24 protein-coding genes are annotated in these 22,830 nt (G+C 56.6%); all 24 read left to right on the top strand.

Annotation, left to right across the window (positions count from 1 at the left end; translation table 11 throughout):
- The first annotated feature begins 53 nt into the window (after positions 1-53).
- The 24 genes from ACX8ZY_RS03760 to ACX8ZY_RS03645 all read left to right on the top strand — a co-directional run bounded on the left by ACX8ZY_RS03760 (position 54) and on the right by ACX8ZY_RS03645 (position 22,819).
- Positions 54-650 (top strand): DUF2857 domain-containing protein, encoded by a 597-nt coding sequence (locus tag ACX8ZY_RS03760; RefSeq protein ID WP_069025672.1) that lies wholly within the window; start codon positions 54-56, stop codon positions 648-650.
- Positions 650-880 (top strand): ParE family toxin-like protein, encoded by a 231-nt coding sequence (locus ACX8ZY_RS03755; protein ID WP_069025673.1) that lies wholly within the window; start codon positions 650-652, stop codon positions 878-880. The genes ACX8ZY_RS03760 and ACX8ZY_RS03755 overlap by 1 nt, the downstream gene beginning before the upstream one ends.
- A gap of 78 nt (positions 881-958) precedes the next feature.
- Positions 959-2,203, top strand: a complete 1,245-nt coding sequence (locus ACX8ZY_RS03750) for an STY4528 family pathogenicity island replication protein (RefSeq protein WP_459260665.1) — start codon at positions 959-961, stop codon at positions 2,201-2,203.
- Between the two features lie 380 nt (positions 2,204-2,583).
- Entirely contained in the window at positions 2,584-3,309 is a 726-nt protein-coding gene (locus ACX8ZY_RS03745; RefSeq protein WP_459260664.1) for a PFL_4669 family integrating conjugative element protein, read from the top strand.
- Between the two features lie 13 nt (positions 3,310-3,322).
- Complete coding sequence (locus tag ACX8ZY_RS03740; RefSeq protein WP_459260663.1) at positions 3,323-5,341, top strand: DNA topoisomerase III; 2,019 nt, start codon at positions 3,323-3,325, stop codon at positions 5,339-5,341.
- 631 nt (positions 5,342-5,972) lie between these two features.
- Positions 5,973-6,485, top strand: a complete 513-nt coding sequence (locus tag ACX8ZY_RS03735; protein ID WP_459260662.1) for an STY4534 family ICE replication protein — start codon at positions 5,973-5,975, stop codon at positions 6,483-6,485.
- 75 nt (positions 6,486-6,560) lie between these two features.
- Positions 6,561-7,115: a single-stranded DNA-binding protein gene (locus ACX8ZY_RS03730; protein WP_459260661.1), complete on the top strand. Its 555-nt coding sequence runs from the start codon at positions 6,561-6,563 to the stop codon at positions 7,113-7,115.
- Between the two features lie 99 nt (positions 7,116-7,214).
- Complete coding sequence (locus ACX8ZY_RS03725; protein WP_311902400.1) at positions 7,215-7,646, top strand: DUF29 domain-containing protein; 432 nt, start codon at positions 7,215-7,217, stop codon at positions 7,644-7,646.
- 572 nt (positions 7,647-8,218) lie between these two features.
- Positions 8,219-9,514, top strand: a complete 1,296-nt coding sequence (gene pilL2, locus ACX8ZY_RS03720) for a PFGI-1 class ICE element type IV pilus protein PilL2 (protein WP_459260660.1) — start codon at positions 8,219-8,221, stop codon at positions 9,512-9,514.
- Between the two features lies 1 nt (position 9,515).
- A complete protein-coding gene (pilM, locus tag ACX8ZY_RS03715; protein WP_459260659.1) occupies positions 9,516-9,959 on the top strand; it encodes a type IV pilus biogenesis protein PilM in 444 nt (147 codons plus the stop codon).
- A gap of 10 nt (positions 9,960-9,969) precedes the next feature.
- Complete coding sequence (gene pilN, locus ACX8ZY_RS03710; RefSeq protein WP_459260658.1) at positions 9,970-11,643, top strand: PilN family type IVB pilus formation outer membrane protein; 1,674 nt, start codon at positions 9,970-9,972, stop codon at positions 11,641-11,643.
- A gap of 2 nt (positions 11,644-11,645) precedes the next feature.
- A complete protein-coding gene (pilO2, locus tag ACX8ZY_RS03705; RefSeq protein ID WP_459260657.1) occupies positions 11,646-12,935 on the top strand; it encodes a type 4b pilus protein PilO2 in 1,290 nt (429 codons plus the stop codon).
- On the top strand, positions 12,922-13,431 hold the full coding sequence (gene pilP / locus ACX8ZY_RS03700) for a type IV pilus biogenesis protein PilP (RefSeq protein WP_459260656.1): 510 nt from the start codon (positions 12,922-12,924) through the stop codon (positions 13,429-13,431). Before pilO2 ends, pilP begins: the two co-directional genes overlap by 14 nt.
- A gap of 7 nt (positions 13,432-13,438) precedes the next feature.
- On the top strand, positions 13,439-15,001 hold the full coding sequence (locus ACX8ZY_RS03695) for a GspE/PulE family protein (RefSeq protein WP_459260655.1): 1,563 nt from the start codon (positions 13,439-13,441) through the stop codon (positions 14,999-15,001).
- The gene (locus ACX8ZY_RS03690) at positions 14,991-16,106 is read left to right on the top strand and encodes a type II secretion system F family protein (RefSeq protein ID WP_459260654.1); all 1,116 of its coding nucleotides are present in this window, start codon (positions 14,991-14,993) and stop codon (positions 16,104-16,106) included. Before ACX8ZY_RS03695 ends, ACX8ZY_RS03690 begins: the two co-directional genes overlap by 11 nt.
- Before the next feature lie 9 nt (positions 16,107-16,115).
- Positions 16,116-16,706 (top strand): type 4 pilus major pilin, encoded by a 591-nt coding sequence (locus tag ACX8ZY_RS03685; RefSeq protein WP_459260653.1) that lies wholly within the window; start codon positions 16,116-16,118, stop codon positions 16,704-16,706.
- Positions 16,707-16,710: 4 nt separating this feature from the next.
- Entirely contained in the window at positions 16,711-17,196 is a 486-nt protein-coding gene (locus ACX8ZY_RS03680) for a lytic transglycosylase domain-containing protein (protein ID WP_459260652.1), read from the top strand.
- Positions 17,193-17,870 (top strand): A24 family peptidase, encoded by a 678-nt coding sequence (locus tag ACX8ZY_RS03675; protein WP_459260651.1) that lies wholly within the window; start codon positions 17,193-17,195, stop codon positions 17,868-17,870. The genes ACX8ZY_RS03680 and ACX8ZY_RS03675 overlap by 4 nt, the downstream gene beginning before the upstream one ends.
- Before the next feature lie 5 nt (positions 17,871-17,875).
- Positions 17,876-19,282, top strand: coding sequence for a shufflon system plasmid conjugative transfer pilus tip adhesin PilV (pilV, locus tag ACX8ZY_RS03670; RefSeq protein WP_459260650.1), 1,407 nt, complete (start codon positions 17,876-17,878; stop codon positions 19,280-19,282).
- 214 nt (positions 19,283-19,496) lie between these two features.
- Positions 19,497-20,342 (top strand): plasmid transfer protein, encoded by an 846-nt coding sequence (locus ACX8ZY_RS03665; RefSeq protein ID WP_459260649.1) that lies wholly within the window; start codon positions 19,497-19,499, stop codon positions 20,340-20,342.
- A gap of 11 nt (positions 20,343-20,353) precedes the next feature.
- On the top strand, positions 20,354-21,067 hold the full coding sequence (locus tag ACX8ZY_RS03660) for a TIGR03759 family integrating conjugative element protein (RefSeq protein WP_459260648.1): 714 nt from the start codon (positions 20,354-20,356) through the stop codon (positions 21,065-21,067).
- The gene (locus ACX8ZY_RS03655; RefSeq protein ID WP_459260647.1) at positions 21,046-21,663 is read left to right on the top strand and encodes a lysozyme family protein; all 618 of its coding nucleotides are present in this window, start codon (positions 21,046-21,048) and stop codon (positions 21,661-21,663) included. The genes ACX8ZY_RS03660 and ACX8ZY_RS03655 overlap by 22 nt, the downstream gene beginning before the upstream one ends.
- The gene (locus ACX8ZY_RS03650) at positions 21,660-22,190 is read left to right on the top strand and encodes an integrating conjugative element protein (RefSeq protein WP_459260646.1); all 531 of its coding nucleotides are present in this window, start codon (positions 21,660-21,662) and stop codon (positions 22,188-22,190) included. The genes ACX8ZY_RS03655 and ACX8ZY_RS03650 overlap by 4 nt, the downstream gene beginning before the upstream one ends.
- Positions 22,190-22,819: a restriction endonuclease gene (locus tag ACX8ZY_RS03645; RefSeq protein ID WP_459261086.1), complete on the top strand. Its 630-nt coding sequence runs from the start codon at positions 22,190-22,192 to the stop codon at positions 22,817-22,819. Before ACX8ZY_RS03650 ends, ACX8ZY_RS03645 begins: the two co-directional genes overlap by 1 nt.
- Positions 22,820-22,830: the final 11 nt, after the last annotated feature.

The raw sequence follows: 22,830 nt of genomic DNA, 5'->3' as shown, positions 1-22,830 counted from the left end.
TGGCTCTGTGATGCGGTAATGGTGGCCAGCCAGGTCGCTACAGGAGGTGGCTTGTGAGCCAGCAGAATCTATCCAGCGCAACGGCGGCCATTCTGAGCTCGCTGCTTATGGACATTAAATGCGGCAACATCCGGCGCTGCGAATCGCTGGGCATGTCGGTCGAGGAGATACGGGCGCTGAGCGGCCTCAGCCTCGATGAACTGCACTACATCGGTCAGTCAAAGGTGTCTGTTCTGGACGTCACAGTCAATCACGAGAATTTCTGGCTGATACTCAACCAGGCCCGTAATGAGCAGGCCCGCATGCTGATGATCGACCGTGCCCTTGAACTGGGCGGCTCCATGGAGCTGATGGACAAGTACTTCGGCATGTCGCCCTCCGACGTGAGCAGCCGGCGCCGCCTGATGGGGATTGAGTCCCGTCAGGGCCGGACTCAGTCGCTGACCGAAGAGCAGGACGCCCAGCTCTGGGATGAGTGGAAAAATTCAGGGCTGCGGTCTCCGGACTCGCACCAGGCGCTGGAGGCGATGATGCTGGCGGCTGAGCTTCACGGCCTGTCGCTGACCGCCGTGTGGACACGGGTCTGCCAGTGGTGCCGTGAGGCATCTCAGCGGGCTTACGCTTTACCTGCGCTGCGAAAGGAGGCCTGATGAAGCTGAGTGACTTTTCACGGCGTCAGCAGGTTGCACCGGCGGTTCGCCGCCGTTCTCAGCAGCTGTTCCTTGCGGTCTGCAGCGGCAAAAAGGTGTTCCGGCGGCTAGCCCTCAACGGCTACCTCAAGGTTGACGTCGGCCCCTGCTGGCGGATGCTCAGCAAGGACGGAGGCCGGCAGTGGTGGCTGATGGACCATGAAACGTATAACCGTGAAATACGCCGGTGACGGACGACCAGCGATGACCAGACAGTGCCGGGTTAATCCCGGCACTGTGCTGTCTCAGGCAAAAAAGGGGAACATAAAATGAACATACCCGCCGACAGCATCGTGGCGCACACGCTGTCACGCATGGAAAAAAGCCTTGAGCGCAGGGCTGTTAACGGCGACGCCGGTCAGGAACGGAGCGGCCTGCTGTTCATGGGAAACGTCCACGACGCGTTTCCCCGCCGGCTCTTTCTCGACAAGCGCCTGTCGCCGCTTGATAAAACGGCCTGGGTGATGATACGGCTTTACGCGCAGCAGAATGAGGGCGCGGTGTTTCCGACCTATGACGAACTGCAGGCGCAGCTTGCCTCGGCGCACTCTGACAAGGCCTCGCGTGAAACCGTGAGCCGCACGCTGCTGATGCTGCGGCTCACGGGCTGGATAAGCCTGTGCAAAAAGGTGCGCGACGAAGGTGGCCGGGTGCGCGGCAACATCTATGCCCAGCACGATGAGCCGCTGGGCTATCGTGATGCGGAGACGTTCGACCCGGGCTGGCTGACGCTGGTTGAGCAGAGCTGCCAGAGTAAGAACAAGTCCGTGCGCATGACGGCGCTGGCCATCGTTAACGACATTCTCCAGGACAAAAGTATGCGCCACCGCCACAGCCGCCTGGCGCTGATTGAAAGTCGCCTTAATGCTCCGTCGACACCGCTGGCCATGGTGGGGAAAAGCGGCGCGGTACGACAGGGTTCGAAAAACGAATCCGGTCAGGAACCCCGTGAACCCCCCCCTGAAATACTGAGTTCGGAATCCGAACTCAGTCAGGATAAAGACGCCAGAACCCTGAGTACGGATTCCGAACTCAGTCTGAAATCAGGTACTTACAGCAGAGTTCGAAAATCGAACCGTAACGTACGTTCTTTCACACAGAGTGTGATTAAAACAACGTACGTCGCTGACGCGCCGACTCTGCCTGACAGCTTTCTGGCCATGCTGAGCAGTGAAGACCGCCAGATGGTCAGCGTGCAGTTCGGTGCGCTGCCCGTGCCGGTAGCTAAAGGGTTGAGTAGTGTGCTACAGAAACAGCTGCGCAAAGGCCGCCTTGCGAATCCAGCCGGCTGGATGTTCGCCATGCTGAAACGCGCCAGAGAGGGCGAATTCCGGCAGTCTGAGGCTACGGGCACACCCGCAGTCCAGAGTGGAACGGGACCTGCTAACGTTGTCTCAAACAGGCCAGCATCGGCTGCCGCCTCGTCCGTCACGGCTGCGGTGTTGCCTGAAAACCGGGCGACGTCTGAACAGGTTTTCGCTGCTATTGCCGCTATCAGGCAGCAGTTCAGATAACGGATTAAGTGTGGCTGCTCGAAAGCCTGGTTTGTTGCCAGTGGCAACAAGGTTAAAAACTGAGCGGTGAGTTTAATCGTACTGATTGTCAACCCTATGAAATATTAAACACCAATTGAATTTGATTAAAAAACATACTTGCTGCCAGTGGCAGCAAGGTTAAAAATTGAGCAATGAGTTTAAATCGTACTAATTGTCAACTCTATGAAATATTAATCACCATCCGAATTTGATTAAAAAACATACTTGCTGCCAGTGGCGGCAAGGTTAAAAATTAAGCAAATTAAATTGCAGCCAGCTGATTATGAGTTTCACGTTGTTGTAAAACCTTAGATTTCAGGAAGATGTCGCTTCATCTTAACTGACGGCAGGTGACAACAATGGCTGACAACACGGACAAACGGACAGGTGCATTACAGTCCGAAATGACGATAGCGCTTCATACTAATTATGCAATCGGGCTCTGGCAGGGGCGCAAACCAGAAAAGAATGAGTCTGATAAGCCCGGGCGGCACGGGATCATCGGTATGCCTCAGTTTTTTCAGAGAGCGGGCCAGATAAACCAGGATTCTCTTAAGAACAACCCCTGGGCTGATCAGGCGATGTTCCAGCTTGAAGAAAAAATCAGGTCTGCTTCTGACGCCATGACTTCTTTGCTGGAGCAGATAGAAAAAGACATGGGCATGCTGCCTAAAGGTGTGAAGGTCAGCGACGTTGAATCAGCTGAGCCACTTGATATTAATGTCTTTACCCGAACGCCTCTGGGCTATCGCTGTGTGTTCCTGCTCATGGGATTTGATCAGTTTGCCAAAAAGGTCCTGCAGGCTTCGCATTATGGTCTGGTCACGCGCTCTAAGAGAGACCAGTATCTGAGCGAGGGTGGGCGCCTGCTGCGGCAGATTTACGGAACGGTACTCTCATACCGTCGTGTTGACGCCACACGTATTGATGCCGCTGAGGACAATGAAACCTGGCGAAAAGCCTGTGAAGCAGTCGGCGAACCTGACCGGGCCGTTCTGCTCGGGGAAAAGCGATCGGCGTTTTCCCCGCCGGTTAATGAAGCCAGCGTGAACCTTCTGCGCCTGCGCTATAAAGCGGGTCAGTAAGCGGAGGCAGGTCATGCGCTTATTCATGTGTGAAAAGCCCTCTCAGGGGCGCGACCTTGCCGCCGTGCTGGGTGCGACCCGTCGCGGTGACGGTTTTATGACGGGTAACGGCGTGACGGTCACCTGGGCGATTGGGCACCTGCTGGAGACCGCACCGCCAGAGGCATACGGGCAGCAGTACGGCAAGCCCTGGTCGCTGTCTGCACTGCCAATCCTCCCTTCTGTGTGGCAGGTTATGGTCAAAAAGGAGACACAGGAGCAGTTTAAGGTTATTGAGAAACTGCTCAGGCAGGCAGATGAGGTCGTCATTGCAACCGACGCCGATCGCGAGGGTGAAGTTATTGCCCGCGAACTGCTGGACTATTGTGACTGGGAAGGCCGGGTTCTGCGCCTCTGGTTTTCAGCACTTGACGAGCTCAGTGTCAGAGCAGCTCTGAGCGACCTGCGCCCGGGTCAGGCAACACTCGGTATGTATTATGCCGGGCTGGGACGCTCCCGCGCGGACTGGCTGGTCGGCATGAATCTCTCTCGCCTCTATACGCTTCGGGCCGCCGAGGCAGGTTTTGAGGGTGTGGTCTCGGTCGGCCGGGTGCAGACGCCCACGCTGGCGCTGGTTGTTCGCCGGGACCGTGAGATAGCGACATTCGTGCCGAAGCCTTTCTGGCAGGTTAAGGCCGTGCTCAGTGCTTCCGGTATCAGTTTTCAGGCGTCGTGGGTGCCGGCCGCCGTCTATACGGATGAGGAAAAGCGCTGCATTCACCAGAACGTTGCCCTGCAGGTGGCGCAGCTCTGCCGGCAGGCGGGTGTTGCCACCGTGACCGAGTACGAAACGAAACGGGAGAAAGAGGCCGCCCCGCTGGCCTTTTCACTGGGTACGCTGCAGCGGGCCTGCGGAAAGCTCTGGAATATGTCTCCGCAACAGGTGCTGGACACCGCCCAGAGCCTGTATGAAAAGCACAAGGCCACAACCTATCCCCGCACCGACTGCGGCTGGCTGCCTGAGTCAATGCGTGAAGAAATCCCGGCCGTGTTTGATGCCATGGCGCGGACTGACACTTCACCTGAGTTCGCATCCCTGCTTTCACAGCTGGACAGAGGATTTGTCTCCCGCATCTGGAATGATAAAAAAATCACGGCGCACCACGGCATTATCCCCACTCGCAATGCCGTTCAGCTGTCCACCCTGAGCGAGACTGAGCGCCAGGTCTATCTGCTTATCCGCCGCAACTACCTGGCCCAGTTCCTGCCGCTCTGCGAGTCGGACGCAACGCGAGTTTCCTTTGATATCGGCGGCCAGCTGTTCCGCACGACCGGCCGCACTCAAGTCTTAAAGGGCTGGAAGGTGCTGTTTGCAAAGGATGAAGAGGATAAGGACGCAGCTGAGGAAGACAGCGCAGGTACCCTGCCGCCGCTCAGCAAAGGTGCGCAGTGTGGCGTTACCGGCGCAGATGTTAAGCAGCTGATGACCCAGCCGCCTGCGCACTACAGCTTTGACACGCTGATTGGTGCCATGATGAACGCGGCTGCGCACGTTACGGATCTTCAGCTGCGTAAAATCCTCAAAGAAAACGCCGGTCTCGGCACTGAGGCGACACGGGCCGGCATCATCGAGCAGCTGCTCAGCCGCCGTTTTATCGCGCTCAAAGGCAGCAAACTTCTGGCAACAGACCTGGGTGCGGACGTCATTGATGCCCTTCCACCGCAGCTGACCGACCCCGGTATGACCGCACTCTGGGAGCAAGCCCTTGATGAAGTGGCTGCCGGACGGATGAAACTCAGCGACTTTCTCCAGCGTCAGACCGCCTGGACCACGACGTTAGTCAGTCAGGGGATGCAGCAGCGCATCAGCATCCGGGTGCCGCCTTCGCCACCGTGCCCGCTCTGCGGCAGCAAAACCGCCCTGCGCAGGGGCCCTAAAGGAGAATTCCGCAGCTGTACGCGCTATCCCGAGTGCAGAGGCATCATCAGTCTGGACAGTGGTAAGCGTAAAAGCGCCGGCAGGACTAAGTCGTCAAAAACAAAAAAGAATTAAGCCACTTTATCCGATTGCGGGCCGTTTGCGCCTTTGTTATTGTGACGCCGGCTCTGAAGCCGCACCCCGCGACTGCGGGCTCCGTCAGCATCTAATGCATGTGTTGCCGGAATACAGTCTGGCCGTCCCCGCCCACACCTGAGCGGGAGGTGACAAGGCACGAAAACTCCGTGAAGCCCGTGCCGGGCGCTGAACACGCCAGCGGAGCCACTGCCCCAGGCAGATTAACTAAAGGTCGATGGTGCAGACCCCCATGGCGGTGCCGCGAGGTGCCGCTTTTTATTATCCGCGCACTGATGAATTTTCACACGTAGCGAGATTGACAACCGCTGCGTCCCGATGAAAGATAAAGAGGCTAACCGTTGTCCTTCCGACAACTGCCAATGTTCCGGTGATTTGAGAGGAACGCCTTCGGGTAATCACATGCCAATGCCATCACAACCTGAGAGATGGCGCTTTCGGGCGGTTCAAACCTGTTTAACCTTTGCGAACAGGTGCCTTTTCAAGGTCAAGGTCCACTTCACCAATACAGCCTGTCGGCATTTACTGCTGACCCCCTGCGGGAAACTCTCTCCCGCACGGGACTGATGTTTCTCCGCACCCTGTTTCGTTTTACTCCGGAGATAACACCATGACTGCAACTGCAAACACCCCTGCTTTAAATAACGCCTCAGCTGCTGCCGGTACATCAGGTAACAGCCCTAAAGAGAAAGAGTATTTCAACCTTAACGTCAGCGGCATCGGCTATCTCAGTACGATACGCCGTGTTCAGGGCGCTAACGGTGAATTTACCTGCGCCGTGGTCAATGCCCTGACCGGTCCGACTGACAATGCCTCCTACACGCGTTTTGACGTCACCGTTGCGGGTGTAGAGGCAACCAGACTCATTAACCGCTGTCACAAAGCGGTCGATGAAGAGGAAAAAATCCTTATTGGGTTTGTCCTCAGCGGCCTGAAAGCCGACGTGTTCACCCTGCAAAGCGGTGAGCATGCCGGTGAATCCCGTCCCTCACTGAAGGCGCGCCTGATAAAGGTCGACTTCATCAAAAAGGGTCAGGATGTCGTTTACAAGGCCCCGAATGCTTCCCAGACGCCAGAAACCGGTCCGGCCCCTCAGAAGGCTTACGATCCAGAATCGTTCTAAGCGTCACGGACACACCGCCGGAACACATCCCGGCGGGTGTGTTCCTCTCAACCCCATTTCTAAGAGGAATTCATTATGTCCGCACGCGGCGTCAACAAAGTTATCCTGGTCGGTAATCTCGGTCAGGACCCCGAAGTTCGTTACATGCCAAACGGAACTGCAGTGACCAGTCTTTCTCTGGCCACTTCAGAAACCTGGCGTGACAAACAGACCGGTGAAAACCGTGAAAAAACCGAATGGCATCGCGTCGTGCTGTTTGGAAAGCTGGCTGAAATAGCCGGTGAATACCTGCGTAAGGGTTCACAGGTTTATATCGAAGGCAAACTCAGAACACGGGAATGGCAGGATAGCGAAGGTACTAAACGCTATACGACCGAAACTGTGGTTGATGTAAACGGAACGATGCAGATGCTGGGCGGGGCGAAAAACAGCACCAATACCAGTGGAAACAATAAGCCGTCAGGCCAGCAGAGTGGATGGGGCCAGCCACAGCAGCCACAGCCTTCTCAGCCACAACATTCGGCTCCCAGAAATCCGGCGAACGAGCCGCCAATGGACTTTGACGATGACATACCGTTCCTCGGACACGGTTATGGCGTCTGTCGTAAGGCCATTTACGCAATTTCGTAAAGGATTCATTAAGTTAAACCCTCGTGGCGCCAGTTCTTTCTGGCGCTTTTTTATTCTATAATGATATTCACAAATCAGGAATGTCACTGGAGATCAACCATGAATACACGATATGAAGCCGATGTTGTTGCCTGGGCACAGGAGCAGGCGGCTTTACTGCGTGCGGGTCGTTTCTCTGAGATTGATATTGCTAATATCGCCGAGGAGATCGAAGACGTGGGCAAAAGCGAAAAGCGTGAATTAGCCAGTCGCATGGCGGTTCTGCTTGCACATCTTCTCAAATGGAAGTTCCAGCCTGGACGCCGTGGATCTAGCTGGCAACGTACCATCAAAGAGCAGCGTAAAGCCCTGGCGCTTCACATTAAAGGTACGCCTAGTCTGAAAGTGGCTCTGGCTGATCCCGACTGGATTGCGACCGTCTGGGCCGATGCTGTCTCTTCTGCCGCACAGGAAACACAGCTTGATGTTTTTCCTGAAGACTGTATCTGGGATATGGGGCAAATCCTCTCCCTGGACTTCTATCCAGAATAGAACTCCCCCTGCTCATTACTGATCAACATAGCCAGCTTATGCTGGCTTTTTTTTGAAGAGATTAAAGGCGTCTCTGTCATCCGGGAGCATACGTGAGCTCAGTCAGCGAGGTAAACACTGTGATGATCTTGATGAAGGCATCTCTGTCGAAGGCCAGCTCACACTCAGCAGTCTGGTACATTGTCGCCCCTGAGAGTCAACGCCGTCAGGCCATAAAACTCGCTTTTGTGGCCTGACGGCGTTCCCCCGCAGGGGTAGAGTATGCATGAAATTATGCTGATGATGCCCGATACAATAAATCCCTGAACCTGAAACAGACCTCCCTGTAGGTACGCTCCTTATTCACCTCATTCTGTTAACCAGATGAGGCCCCCACAATGTTATTCCGACGTACCAGACCGTTTACGGGGTGGTTTTCGTGCGTTGTTTTCATTTCATGGATAACTGAGTGGCCTGGTGTAACGAGCCTATTACCTTTTTCTTAAAATCCCGCTCAGAGTTTTACGTTGTCGGTTTTTGCCCCGCAGCCAGAATAGCAATCCTGATTAAGACTATTCCTGGGGTGGAACCTGATGGCAGTACCTTCCGGACCGGCCGCAAAACGCGCCGGCATCATTGCCTGCACTGTCATGCTGGCAGGCTGTATGAATACAGCCGCGACAGATACCGCATCGGGGTATACCCGCAGCCACACACCGGCCCGGTTTGATGATATCTACCGCAACCGTTCGCCCGAGGTGGTGCGCTACGATCGCTATACCCTGGTCAGCACCCGGCCTGCCGATGCGCAGCTGGACCCGCTGAATCAGGTGGTTGATATCACCATGCCCGCGCAACTGGTCAGCACGGTCGGTGAAAGTTTCCGCTATCTGCTGCTGGAGTCAGGCTATTCACTATGCTCAGCAACCACCGCTGCGTTTTCCGAATTGCTGAGTCGTCCGTTGCCTGTCGTTCAGCGCACCATAGGCCCGCTGAAGCTCAGCGAGGCGCTTCAGGTTGTCGCGGGTCCCGCCTGGCGACTGAAGGTAGACGAGGTAAACCGTGAAGTCTGCTTTGAGCTGCGCGATCAGTACCGGAGCTTTTCAGCGCCGGTTGCCAGCCTGACCGCGACTCGCCCTGCTGTCAGCACACCGGTAACTAAGCCCTATACAGCTCCGATCGTGCAGAACAAACCTGTCGCGGTTCAGGCAACGGCATCCGGGCTTGCACGTAATCCTTTCACCGGCGATGTGGTAGCGCCGTCCGGGCTCAAACCTCAGAGTCTTAGCGTACCCTCGCCGGTACTGCAGCAGACTCAGCCTTCATCAGCATCCGGAAATTTAACGGACTCTTCAAAGAAGCCGGCCCCTTCAGCGTCAGCGGGAACCTCAGCTGCTGCGCATACCCCGGCGCAGCAGAATCACACAGTCATTACTCAGACAGCAGACAAAACCAAAACCGCCCGCCTGACTACAGTGAATGTCGCACCAAAAGCACCTTCGTCTGTTCATCAGAAGCCTTCAACGGCGGTTGCACCTGCGCCCGCTGCCGACAGCCGCATTGTGCCGAACTATTCAACCGGTACGCCGGTAATGCCGCCTGCCACGGGTCAGACCTGGCGGGCTGAACCGGGCTCCACGCTCAAAGAAGCGCTCACTGCCTGGACGGCAAAAGCGCCCTGCGCCAATGGCGGCAACTGGGTGCTTATCTGGCCTGTAACGCTCGATTACCGCATCGATGCCCCCCTGGTATTTCACGGCAATTTTGAGTCCGTTCTGGTGCAGGTATTTGATTTGTACCGCCACGCTGAAAAGCCGCTGTTTGCCGAAGCAAACCGTATTCAGTGCCTGGTGTCCGTCAGCGATACGCCGACACCAGGAGGCCGCTGATATGGGGTTCGCCCTGCCAATTATCGCGCTGGCCATGTTCTTCGGGCTTATGGCCAGTGATGCACAGCGCCGTAATTCTGACGTTGTCACGCAGTCAGTATTCGTGGCCGTGCCCGCCCGGCTTGCCACTGACATGCTGCGTACCGCTGATGCAGTTAACGACTGGCGCCATGGCCGCTCAGTGGGTGATGGCCCCGTATCACCCTCACAGTTCGGGATGATGCCGGCCCCTGACAGGAAAATTAAAAGCGTGATACAGAGCGGCCGGCTGTGGGTGTGGATCGCCGATACGCCTGGCGTTTATGCCGCGCTACGCCGTCAGTCTGCCTCGTCCGCGCTTGTCCTGACTGTATCAGGCGGCCGCCTGCGTATGTACGACGGCACAGACATGAATCTTCCCCTTCCGTCCGGCGTGACGGAGGGGAGCATTGTTTACCTTAACTGAGGAACAGCGGATGTCGCGCACCCCTTTAAAACTGACGCTGCTGGCAATGGCTGTGCTGCTTTCTGCGTGCTCGGTCAAAGATGTCTCAACAATCGAAAAAGAGAACAACGCTCAGGCTGACACAACCCAGCGCGTTCTTAAAAGCCGGCTGGATATATCTCAGCCAGCTGTCGTATGGTCAGATAAGCCCTGGGTCAACCTCAGGCCAATACAGCCTGTAATATCGGCACCGGACAGCGTAAAACTGCCGCCATGTCAGGTAGTTCTGAACAACCCTGAAGGGCTGACGCTGGCGCAGATAGCAAGCCGTATTAACACCATTTGTGATTTTCGCGTATTCATTTCACCGGAGGTCGCTGCCGCACTCATGCGATCTGCCGTCGGTGGCGTGGCGACCTCCCAGATGAGTGGCCGCCTCCCGGCTCCGGACGACAACGGTCGTGTTCCGCTGGCGAAAATGGGCATGCAGCAGGCGCAGACCACAACCGTCTCCACTGAGCCACTCCTTTTCCAGGGAACGCGCTTCCTGGGCGACGCCCAGGAGGCCCTGAACATCGCGGCCAGCACGCTGGGCCTTTCCGTCCGGCGCTCAGTGGGGCGCGTGGATTTTTATATTCAGGACACGCGCACCTTCCAGCTCGCCATCCTCAACACCAAAGTTAACAGTACCGCGTCGATAACATCCGGGGCCGGTACGCAGCTGGGCTCAGAAGGCGGCACCGGCGGCACTAAAGGTGACGTCAGTTCTAATCAGAAAACGGACTACGGGATGAACAGCGACCTGTACAACGATATCCGTAAAACCGTTGAACAGATCCTCACTCCGAAAAGCGGCCGCTACTGGCTGTCCGATGCCACCGGCACGCTCAGCGTGACTGATACGCCTGAAGTGCTGGACCGGGTCGGTCGCTATATCGATTACCAGAATAAAGTCCTGAGCCGGCAGGTTCAGCTTAACGTGCAGATCGTCCGCGTTACCCAGACAAGTAATGTCGACAGAGGCCTGGACTGGGGCCTTATCGTTAAAAGCGTCACCGGCTTTGGCGCGACGCTCGGCAGCACATTTGCCGGCGCACCAACCAATGCCGGCAGCGCAGGTATTTCCATTCTGGATACAGCTAGCGGCGGTGCAGCGAAGTTTTCCGGTTCGCAGCTGATGCTGAGGGCACTGGCTCAGCAGGGCACCGTGACCATGGCGCTCAACCAGACCGACCCGACCGCAAACCTGACGCCAGTGGCCTACCAGCTTTCAAAAAGTACCGGCCTGCTGACCAGCTCTAATTCAACGGCTGTTGCCAACGTGGGCGTTACGTCGAGCCAGACCGTCACCAGTATCACGACCGGCCTGTTTATGACCATGCTGCCGTTCGTTCAGGAAAACGGGGATATCCAGCTGCAGTTTGCCTTCAGTTATACGACTCCGCCGGACGTGAAAAGCTTTATCAGCAAGGACGGCAATACCCGAAATGACGTAGCCAACACGGCAACCGAAGGGCTGGCACGCAAGGTCAATCTGCGTGCTGGTCAGACGCTGGTGCTGACCGGCTCTGAACAGCAAAACGCTTCTTCAGACAAGCAGGGAACCTTCACGCCTGACAACTTCATTCTGGGCGGCGGTCAGAGCGGAGCGAAAAGCCGCTCCACGCTGGTCATCATGGTTACGCCGGATTTATTGGGGCAATAGCGATGAAAATCAAAAAGAAAGCGTCACCTCAGCTCAATGCCGGCGTTACGGTCAGGGACAAAAAGAACCGCCGTGAATGGGTGGCCGGCATGGAATGGGAAAAGGCATCTTCAGGCATGCAGTGGCTCCGTCACGGCGTCAGGGCTGCTGATACGCATTACCGGATTCAGGGGGGCCGCCCGCATTCTCTGGTGGGTAACGTTTCTCCGGGCCGGACCCGAAGTGGTGTGTATTCACTGGCCCTGGCGTTTCAGCTCTGTGAAGGCGGCAACGTCTGGGGCATATACCGGCTGAGTATTGAGCAGGATATCTGGGTGTTTTTTGCCGTCAGTAACGGTCGCCTGTCCGTTATGGGCGACGTTACCGGCACACAGGCGCAAGTGCTTGCCGCCGCCGAACACTTCCTGCTTTTCAATGATTCTGAATCGGGTGAACTTCGCTGTGCCGCAAAAGCTGAAGACGGCGTTGATGCGCTTTCCTTCACGTCGCGCCTGACCAGAACGCAGCTCAGACGCTGCCGCCTCCACCGTCGCGTGAACCCGGCGACGCTCGCGCTTCCTTCTTTACTGCTCATTACACTGCTGGGCGCCGGCTGGTATGCCCGCGACACCCTCAGCGAACGGGCGAAACAGGCGGCCGACGAAGCCGCGTTTCGTGCAAGGCTTGCCATGACGCCGGCAAAACCTGTGCTGCCTGCTTCAGCGCCGCATCCCTGGGCGCATCAGCTGCCGGTGCCTGTGATGCTCAGCTTCTGCTGGCTGACGCGTGAACCGCTGAACGCCTCTGTTGCCGGCTGGCGCGTTTCAGATGCGGAATGCATTCCAAAGGGCATCCGTTTGCGCTACACCGCCACGCCGGGCGCGACGGTGAGCGATTTTGCCAGACGCGTCAAAGAGTTGTTTGGCCTCGATGCGGTTTTCAACCTTCAGGAAGGCGGCAAAAACGGGGATGTGTTTATCCCTGCCAGGGTTACCCCTGCGCAGTTTGAAGACGAAAAGCTGCCCGGTGCTGATGAGCTGCTCATGCGCTTCATCTCTCACCTGCAGCGGCGAAACATTGACGTGAAGTTTGATGAAGTTAAGCCGCCTGTTCTCGCCCCCGGCCAGGAAATGAAAACCGCACCGCAGGACTGGCGTGAGTTCACTTTCATCATCAACTCTCGCCTGCAACCAGAACTGCTGTTTCAGGGGCTGGATACGACCGGAATTCGCCTGACGAGCATGGCCCTCTCCATGAGCGAGCAGGCGAAGTTCAATTACACCATAAAGGGGAGCGTTTATGCGCAGAAATAATCCAGCGGGTCTCTGCCTGCTGTCATGGCTGCTGGTAAACGCTGCCACAGCGACAGCAGCCGGGAGCGATCCGCTGCCGCCCAACGTCACCCTGGGCGAGCTCGAATCAGCGCAGGCTCAGAACCTGTTGCTGGAGCAGAAAGTGCAGACGGCGCGGCTGCAGCAGCAGTTGCGTGAGAGTCTGACAACAGTAACGTCTGCGCCAGCCCAGGATGGGGGTGTGCCACCGCTCACATCTTACCCTTCAGCCGGTCAGATGCCTGTCTCCCAGGCACTGACGAAAGATACCGGCAGCGCAGCTGTGACTAAGCCAGCCGCCATCAGACTGGTCGAAATCTATGGAAGTCCCGGAAAGCTCCGCGCCCGTTTGCAGTTGCCCAGCGGAGGCATCACAGAGGTGGTGAAAGGCGACCCGATCCCGGGCACGTCAAAGCGCGTGACGGCCGTAACTGAAACCGTGGTGCGTCTCAGTGACGACACCGAACTTTCATTCTGAGGTGAAGATGATCCCGGCTAAGGAAATCGCAGACTTTGTATTTGCCGAGCACCACCCTGTACAGGGTGTAACGCTGCTAATTGATAAAAACCGCCGGCAGGACCCGGCCATTCAGCGCTGGGCCGTGGATATGGCAAAACAGCATCCCGGTGCAGAAACAGAGTTTGTCACGCTAAGTGAGCTAAGCCAGCGCCGTGAAAGCGCTGTTGCTCAGGGGCTGGTTGTAACGGAAAACGATCTCAATAAAAAAGACGTCAGCCGCTCTCAGGATAAGGTTCTGGGTTATTTCAGTCTGGCGTATGAGCTTAACTCCTCCGATATTCATGTGGAAATAAGCGCAGAACGTAAACTCACGATTATAAAGATGCGCATTCACGGTGAGCTCGAAGTGATTGACGAGCTGACCGATGAAGAAGGGATCACGCTGGTTTCAACTGTATATATTTCGATGTGTGACGTCCGCGAACAGTCCTTTTTCATGGGGCGTGAGCAGTCGGGCCGTGTTAACGCGAAGTTTGCACGTCAGGCCGGATTATATGGGGCCCGCTACGAGCACCGCGCCACACCTGACGGGCTGTTTGTCGTCATGCGCATGATCCCCGATGACAGCAAACATATGCCCACACTGCCCCAGCTCGGTTTTCTGCCCGAGCAGGTCAGACTCATCATGCTGATGCTCCGGCTACCCTCGGGCATGATTCTCCTGACGGGGCCAACAGGCTCTGGCAAGAGTGCCAGTATGCGTTCGTTCTGCGATCTCTGGATGAAACTGACGGGTGGAAAAAAGCTGCTGCTGACCCTAGAGAACCCGACAGAAGGCCTGATGCCCGGTGCCATTCAGACTCAGGTCATGCCGGATGATAACTCCCCTGAAGCCATCAGCCGGGCATGGAATAACGGTAATGCTTCTTCTCTGCGACTCGACCCGGATGCGCTGGGAACGGGAGAAATGCGTGACCTCTATTCCATCCTTGCGGCTATTTATGCCTGCGAAACAGGTCACATTTTCTTCTCAACGCTGCACACCAAAACCCCAATCGGCGCCCTCCGGCGCATGGAGCTATTCGGTATTGACCGCCGCCTTCTGGCTGACGCTTCCCTCATCGCCGGGCTTATAGGTCAGCGACTGGTGCCCCTGCTCTGCGAGAGCTGCAAAATTCCCTGGTCACAAAAAATGCCAGAGCTCGACACGGAGAGTCGTGAACGACTGGAGCAATACTGCACCGTTGAAGGGGTCTGCACGCCACAGCAGCTTTTCTTCCGAAACCCTGAAGGCTGTGATTGCTGCAGAAGGGTTATCCCGTTTAATGGCCGGGTGGTCAGTAAAGGTGTAACAGGGCGTGCTGCAGTTGCAGAGGTCATGCGCACTGATGCCCGTATGATGAAAATCTGGCTGTCAGAAGGACCTGATGCAGCGCGTCTGGACTGGATCAAACGGGGCGGTATCTCACGCCTGATGCACCTCATGCGCTACCTTGCCGAAGGCAGGGTCGATCCGCTGGAAGCTGACCTGATTTGCCCTCTGGATGAAGACGAACACCTGCACAGCGAAGCATCTCATGTCGCGTAATCTGCATTTCAGGACTGAGCGGAGCATGTCCCTCTTTGAAAAATGCCGCTATCACGCCGTCAGGCTGACCTTCACCGGTGCACATCGCCAGGTGTTTTACGAAAACATGCGTTTCCTGCTGGAAAACAGAAAGCACCTTGAGACCTCGCTGAAAATGATCGGCGAGGTGCACACCAGTTTCGGTGAGAAATGGCATCCCTACCTTGAACTCACCGAAGACTGCCTGGAGGGGCTCCGGGATAACTCGCCGGGCCGGACTCTCGCGGATGTGCTGGCGGTGTGGGTGCCCTACGAAGAGGCCGCGCTTATCAGTGCCGGGATGAAGACGGGCAATATTCCTGTTGCCCTGATACAGGCAGACAAACTCATCAACGCCCGTGAGCAGATCTTTGGTCAGGTCGTGTTTGCGTCCGTTTACCCGCTGGTCCTGCTCGTTCTGGGCGGCGGCCTGCTCGGGGTCAATAACCTGTCCCTGGTTCCGATGCTCAGCAGAATGTCTGACCCGGCCAGCTGGACCGGAGCACTCGGGTTTATGAAGGGGCTTTCTGACTGGACAGAACAGTGGGGGCCTGCAGCGGCATTCTCTGGTGCGGCTCTGGTTGTGGCCAGCCTGTGGTCCCTTCCCCGGTGGCGCGGCAGAATCCGGCGTATTGCTGACAGCATTATGCCCTGGTCTCTCTACAAAGACCTGCAGGGGGCGGTGTTCCTGATGAACACCGGTGCCCTTCTGGGGGCCGGCGTTCAAGAGCTTGAAGCCATGCAGCTGCTGCACAGCTTCGCGCCGCCCTGGCTGCAGGAGCGCCTTGAGGCAGCGATGGACGAGATGAGTGAGGGCAACTCGCTCGGCATGGCGCTGCGCAAAAGCGGCTATGACTTCCCGAGCCGTGAAGCCGTGAACTACCTGTCGCTGCTTGATGACGGTGACGGTTCAGCCACGCTCATCAGCAACTATGCCGAGCGCTGGCTTGCACAAACCCTTAAACGGGTAGCCCGTCAGGCTACGGTAACCCGCCTTATATCCATGCTCATGATTCTGGGTTTCTTCGCGCTCATCGTTCTGATGGTCATGCAGATCCAGGACAGCAGTTCACTTAACCTTCATTGAGGACGCACCATGTCTTTTTTAAACACTACTGCAGGAAAACATCCGGACCGGGGCTGGGGATTTTTGGAACAGGGCGCCATTGCCCTGACTTATATTCTCATCGCCGCAATTGTCGTGGGGGGGATCTGGAAACTGTTCAGTGCCAAAGAAGCTGCGCAGGAGGTGACCAGCCTGCAGACTATGATGAGCAACGGGACGGCACTAAAAGGACCTAACGGCTATGACTTCAGCAGCGGCGCCTCTATGACCGGCTTCCTGATCCAGAAAGGCGGCGCACCGTCCGGCTTTACCGTTCACGGCACGGCCTCATCCGGCACCGCGATGCTGACCAACAGCTATGGCGGCCAGGTGACCATGGCGCCGGTGGCAAACAGTAATGGTTACAACAACGGATTCTCCGTGACGACCCAGAGTGTGACGCAGGCCGGCTGCATTGAAATTGCCACCCGCATGACTTCAGCAGGCTCCGCCAGCTCAATGGCCATCAACAGTACCGATTTCAGCAGCGGGCAGGTGAACTCCGAAGCAATTGGTAAGGCCTGTACCGCAGACAGCGGCCGGACCGGCAATAACACGCTGGTCTTCACGCATAACGGCTGATGCTATGCGTAGTACTGTGCTGACTGGTTTGATGTTAACAGTGCTGTTCTGCGCCCGCGCGAATGCGTTTTGTTTTGACGCGGCGGGCGCAAAATACCACATCGACCCGCTACTGATTCAGGCGATCGCAACCGGTGAGAGCAGCCTGCACGCGGGCATTACGCACATTAATCGTGACGCACGAACCGGGCGGGCCGTCAGCACCGACTACGGCCTGATGCAGGTGAATTCAACCCATATTCCGTCGCTCATCGCGAAGGGTTTCATCAGCAGTCCGCAGGATTTGCTGACGAAGCCCTGCCTAAACGTGCAGATAGGCACTTGGATTCTGGCCTCGCATTTTCAAGTGTGTGGCATCAGCTGGAACTGTCTGGGCAGCTATAACGCCGGATTTCGTAAAGACCGGCACGAAACCCGCGAGTCCTATGCCAACCGCGTGTATGCCATCTATAAAAAACTGCTGTTAAAAGAGCGGAGAATGACACTGTGACACTGCTGACCCTGAGTATGCCCTGGCAGTTTGCTGCCCTGATATTTCCTGTTTGCGTGATGCTGTTCCGGCTGCTGGCTTACCGTGTACGTAAAAGTATGCAGTCGTATCCCTTAATCACTGACTGCGCCGATACGGCCACGTCAGGGATTGTCTGGCTGTATGCGTGTGCCGCCACGGCTGTTGTTCTGGCTCCGTTGCCGGAACGCCTGCCGGCGTTGTTTTTTCTGCTGTTTCTGTTCAGGCTGACGCTGACCGATGCGCTGAACGGCCTGTTGCCCCGCATTCTGACCGTCAGTTGCCTGCTGGCCGGTCTGGCGGTGTCGCTCTGGCATTATGACTATTCAGGTTTCAGGCCTGCGATAGCAGAGCTGTGTACAAAATTCTCTTATGCGATCCTCATGATGCTCACCGCCGAGGGATATCGCCTTTTAAGCCTCGCTGTACACGGTCATGAAAACCCGGCGTCCGGCGATGTGTGGCTGTCAGGTGCTATCTGTGCCTGGCTGGGACTCAGGGGCTTTCACGCCGTGGTTATCGGGGTCGTGCTTTTTATGCTCTGGCAGGTACAGTTACGCCGCATTTCTGAGGGCGGTCCCTTAGGCCCCTGGCTTGCAGCCGGTGCCGTGATGGTTACGCTCTTTCAGCTTTATCAGCCTCTTGTTACCTGGTGAACACCATGCCAACACAAAAACTTCCCGATCGCGGCTGGGCACTGATCAGCACCGGCGCTGCGCTCATCGTTCTGGTTTTTATTACCACCTGGGGCAGCTCACTGATCCAGGACTGGCAGGCCAGGCAGAACTGGCTCAGGAGCGCCACGCAGGCCTCGCGCTTTACCCAGGCCGTGAAAAGTTATTCAGGCCGCTATTACGATACGCTGCAGTCGACCGCGCCGGTCACGATCACGCCGGCCATGCTTAAAAATACGGGTTTTCTGGAGCCGGGTTTCACAGAAACCAACGATTATGGCCAGAGATATCTTGCCTCTGTGGTGCGAAATTCGTCACAGAATAATCAACTTCAGGCGCTGGTTTACACGCAGAACGGCAGTCAGCTGCCCTTTATGGCCATGGATCAGATTGCCATAAGTATTAATTCTGGCATGGGGGGGTATATCAATACAGCAGGCACCGTGACCGGCGCCCGGGGCGGCTGGTCTGCTCCGCTTCAGACATTTAATGCCAGCACCACGCCCGGGCATATTGCGGCGCTTCTGACCACGGATGAGCTGGGTGCATCCCGTGCCGAAAGCGACCGGCTTTACCGGTTTGCGGTAAACGGCAAACCCGACCTCAACACCATGCATACCAGCATTGATATGGGCGGTAACAATCTGAACAACACCGGTAATGTAAACGCGGCAAACGGTAATTTCAGCAGTAACGTCACGGCTGCTGGCACCGTGACGGGTCAGGATGTGAACGCAAGAGGTAACATGAATGCGGGAAATGCAGTTTCAGCAAACGGCACGGTGACGGGTCAGGACGTCAACGCGCGGGGTAATATTTTTGCTGCGAACAGCATAGCTGCCAATGGTGACATCCGTAGTAACGGCGGCTGGTTTATCACCCGCGACGGCAAAGGCTGGCTTGATGAATCTCACGGTGGCGGTTTTTACATGTCCGACAATGACTGGGTCCGTGTTGTTAATAACAAAAATATTTATACCGGTGGTCTGATACGGGGTGGCAACGTCAGAGCTGATGGTGATATTTCGGCGGGAGGCATTCTGTATCAGGACAGCATTAACATGGAAAACACATCATGCAGCCCGGATGGAGCTATAAGCCATCAGGCAGACGGTGCATTACTTTCATGCCAATCACGAGTATGGCGCCTGCAGTCTGCCACTAAAACTATCGTTTCGGCATCTTCAGATGTGATGCGTTTTTCCGCAGCAACGGCAACCTGCCCAGCTCCAAAAAAAGTCGTGGGCGGAGGCGGTAACTGTGAAAGTCTGACTCACCAGGGAACAGTCTGGCTGGTCACATCAATTCCTTCAGGTGATGCGTCATGGTTCGCATACTGCGACTCAACCAAAAATCAGATTATCCGATCAACAAGTTATGCAATTTGTGAATAAGACGTCAGCTTTGCTGAAGGCGTTTCTTAATCAGCACGATCAACAGGCTGAAAGGCGCAATTCATACAGCTAATTTTTACTTACCGCTGGCCTTACACAAGACATGCAAAGTTCATTAAATCTTCAGAACCGGCTGATGAGTTAATCATCGCCATTGCATCGTGAATTTTGCACCTTATGGCCGTTCTGCTGAGCAGCCATAAGGAATTAACCGATGTCTCTTATCCACGCCTCACCCGATGAACTGGTGCCGGAAGTCACCGGCACCAGTCATGCTCCGGATGAGCCTGCCCATGATGCTGTTCCCTCATTACCCCGAAAACCGCCGGTTGATCTGCGAAGAGTCGCCCGTCACGTCAGTCTCGGCGTGCTGGTTGCCGCACTGCTTGGCACCCTGACTGCCTCGGGGGTGCTGCTGTATAAAGTCTCAAATCTGACCATACGGGTTAACACCCTCGATGCCGCCTTCCGCAGCGGCCAGATAGGCCAGCTTTCCGCTAACGTCACCGTCATGCAGGAAAAGCTGAAAGCGCTGGAAAAACAGATGGCTGCACTGGAGCCGGTGCAGGAAAAAATCAGTACGCTCTCTTCCGAACAGCTGAAACTCAGCACCCGCCTGAATCAGCTCAGCGATGACGGTCTCAGCGATCAGCAGTCTGTGCAGCAGCTTCAGCTGCAGGTCGGACAGCTCAGCCAGACGGTTAAGGCGTCGGCCTCGGCACTTGAATCGCTGAAACAGCAGACCATGTCGACACCAAAAGCCCCCGAGCCTGAAAAGGCTACCCCTCAGCCGTCTCAGAAGGCGGCCGCCTCCCCAAAAAAGACTAAACGGTCAGTCAGGCACGCGGCGATGCCGGCTGCACCGTTCGTGCTGACCGGCATCGAGCGCCGGGGCGGCCAGACCTTCGCCGTCGTTATTCCCCGTGGCGTTGACCTGATTTCGTCGATGCGCCTGCTCTCGCCCGGTGACGGCTTTATGGGCTGGACCCTGCGTGCGCTTGAGGGCAATGCCGCACTGTTCAGCTTCAGCGGCAACGCCGTTCGTATTCAGGTTCAGTGAAAGGAAAACGCATGAAAAAAACACTCACCGCAGGTCTCTTACTCCTGCCGCTCTGGGCCCTGGCATCCGTTGCGCAGACGCCAGCAGTTAACAGTCGCGTGGCGCCACTTCAGGAAAACACGTCATCCCAGTTGAGCACACAACAACAGGCTCAGCAGTGGGGCCTGTCTGACAGTGACTGGAGTCGTTATCAGACGCTGATGAAGGGGGATCGCGGGATCATGTCACCCGGCCTTGACCCGCTGACGGCGCTTGGCGTTGAGACCGATAACAGCGCAGAACGCCGTCGTCTGGCAGAGTTGTGGGTAAAACACGAATACCAGCGAACCGAAAAGGAGCTGGCTTTCCAGCGCGACGTCAACGCCGCCTGGCTGCGACTGTATCCCGAAACGCTCGCGGTCAACATGGGTGCCAACGCGGCCGGTATAGCACACGACACGCAGGGTCGCCTGGCGCTGTTCCTGAAGGAAAACTGTTCGCGCTGCGATGCGCGGCTTGCCGCCGTTCTGGCTGACAACCGCGCCGTCGACCTGTATCTGGTCGGCATCGACAGCGATGACGGACTGCGTGCCTGGGCCGTTAAGCACAACATCCCGGTAGAAAAAGTCCGCAGCCGTCAGATTACGCTTAATCACGACAACGGCCTGTGGTTCAGGTATGGCATGGGCCAGATGCCCGTCATTCTGCAGCAGGGGGTAAACGGATGGCAGGTCGCAGCGTACTGAAGCAGACCGCTGCCGTGGTCTGCTTTGTCAGCTGCGCCTGCGGTGCGGCTGACAAAGGTCAGGTTATTCCGGATGCATACCGGCAGATAGCGGCAGCAGAAAGAGTGCCGGCAGAGTCGCTGTATTCACTGGCGATGGCCGAAAGCACCCGCAAAACCGTCTGGGGTGCGAAACCCTGGCCATGGACTATAAACGTTGCCGGGCGGGGTTATCACTATGAAACGCGTGATGCGGCTTTCACTGCGCTGCTGGAATTTATGCAGCGCTGGCCCCTGAAGAACATCGACGTGGGTGTTGCGCAGGTCAACCTCGGCTGGAACGGTCATTTTTTCCCGACCTACCGCGACGCTTTTGATCCTTACCTCAACCTCCGCGCCGCCGCCCGCATTCTCCGGGCCTGTTACGACGCACGTCCCGGCAGCTGGTTAAACGCGGCCGGCTGTTACCACCATCCCGCCGGCGGTAAAGCGGCCCAGACCTACATCGCCATTGTCCGTCGCAAGCTTGGCCAGATTGCTCCTGATAAACCCGGCGCACAGTCCGCATCGCCGGTCGATCTCGCCAGTAACACTCTCACATGGATCGAACCCAAATGATGAAACAATACTGCCTTATCCGTAACGTCCTCTTCAGCGCCTGCCTGCTCTGCGTCGTTACGGGAGCCAGCGCCGCGCTGGTTGTGGTCGGTGACGTGGGCGGTGAGCCCACAGCGCCGTACTTTAATGCCATCAACGCTGATAAAGATGCTGTAGCCGGTGCCCCCTCTGTACCGGCTGCGCCCCCTGAATCGCTGTCTATTTCTGACATGCTCCCCGTCAGCACGTCAGAGATGAGTCCGGGTCCTGTGTCACCTCAGGCCTTACAGCTCGCAGGTATGCCACCGGTATTTGTAGTGGGTGACGATCCGCTTTCAAAACAGTGGCTTTCACAGCATGCAGCAGAGCTCAGTCAGATGCGTGCCACAGGCATGGTCGTGAACGTGAAAGATGCGGCGGCGCTGACGGCCCTCCGGGCGCTTTCGCCGTCCATCGAATTGGTGCCGGTCAGCGGCGGTGACCTTGCCCGCCGACTGCACCTGGCTCATTACCCCGTACTGATTACTGATAAGGGGCTGTCGCAATGATGCCGGTAACTGTCATTGCTGAGCTGATTAGGGCGAATCCTGTTCAGGTCGCAGTTGCTGTGGCAGTGGCTTTTGCTCTGGTGTACCTGCTTTCTCCTTTATGTCTCAGGCGCGTAAGCAGTCGCCACCGCCGTTATCAGAAACGAGCAGCATCGGCACTCGCCCGCCTGCCGCAGCTGCGTGACGATGCCGCACGCATGGTCTGGCTGCGCAGAATGAATCCGTATGTCTTTGAAGAGATGCTGCTCACGGCACTGTCCCGTCAGGGATTTCGTATCAAGCGTAACGCCAGCTACAGCGGTGATGGCGGTATGGACGGGCAGGTCTGGATAGCAGGAAAGCGCTGGCTGATTCAGGCAAAGCGCTATGGTGCCGCCATCAGCGCCCAACATGTAGTTGCATTCGGAGAACTGGCCAGTAAGGAAGGGTGTCAGGGACTGTTCATTCACACCGGCCGTACGGGCGAAGTCAGTCGTAAGGCCTTCAGATGTAGTCCGGCCATCATCCTTATCAGCGGCCAGCGCCTGCTTCAACTGCTTGCTGGCGATCGCCGGTGGCTGGACTTCCAAGGCGATGATCACCCCCTACCATCACGAACCCGTTCCGGTTCACCTTCAGCACACTTATAAGGAAGCTCGCT

The sequence above is a fragment of the Pantoea sp. XAF26B01_ASV70 genome (assembly GCF_054512635.1).
The sequence above is the reverse complement of the archived record's forward strand: the minus strand, read 5'-3'. Positions and strand labels throughout refer to the sequence as shown.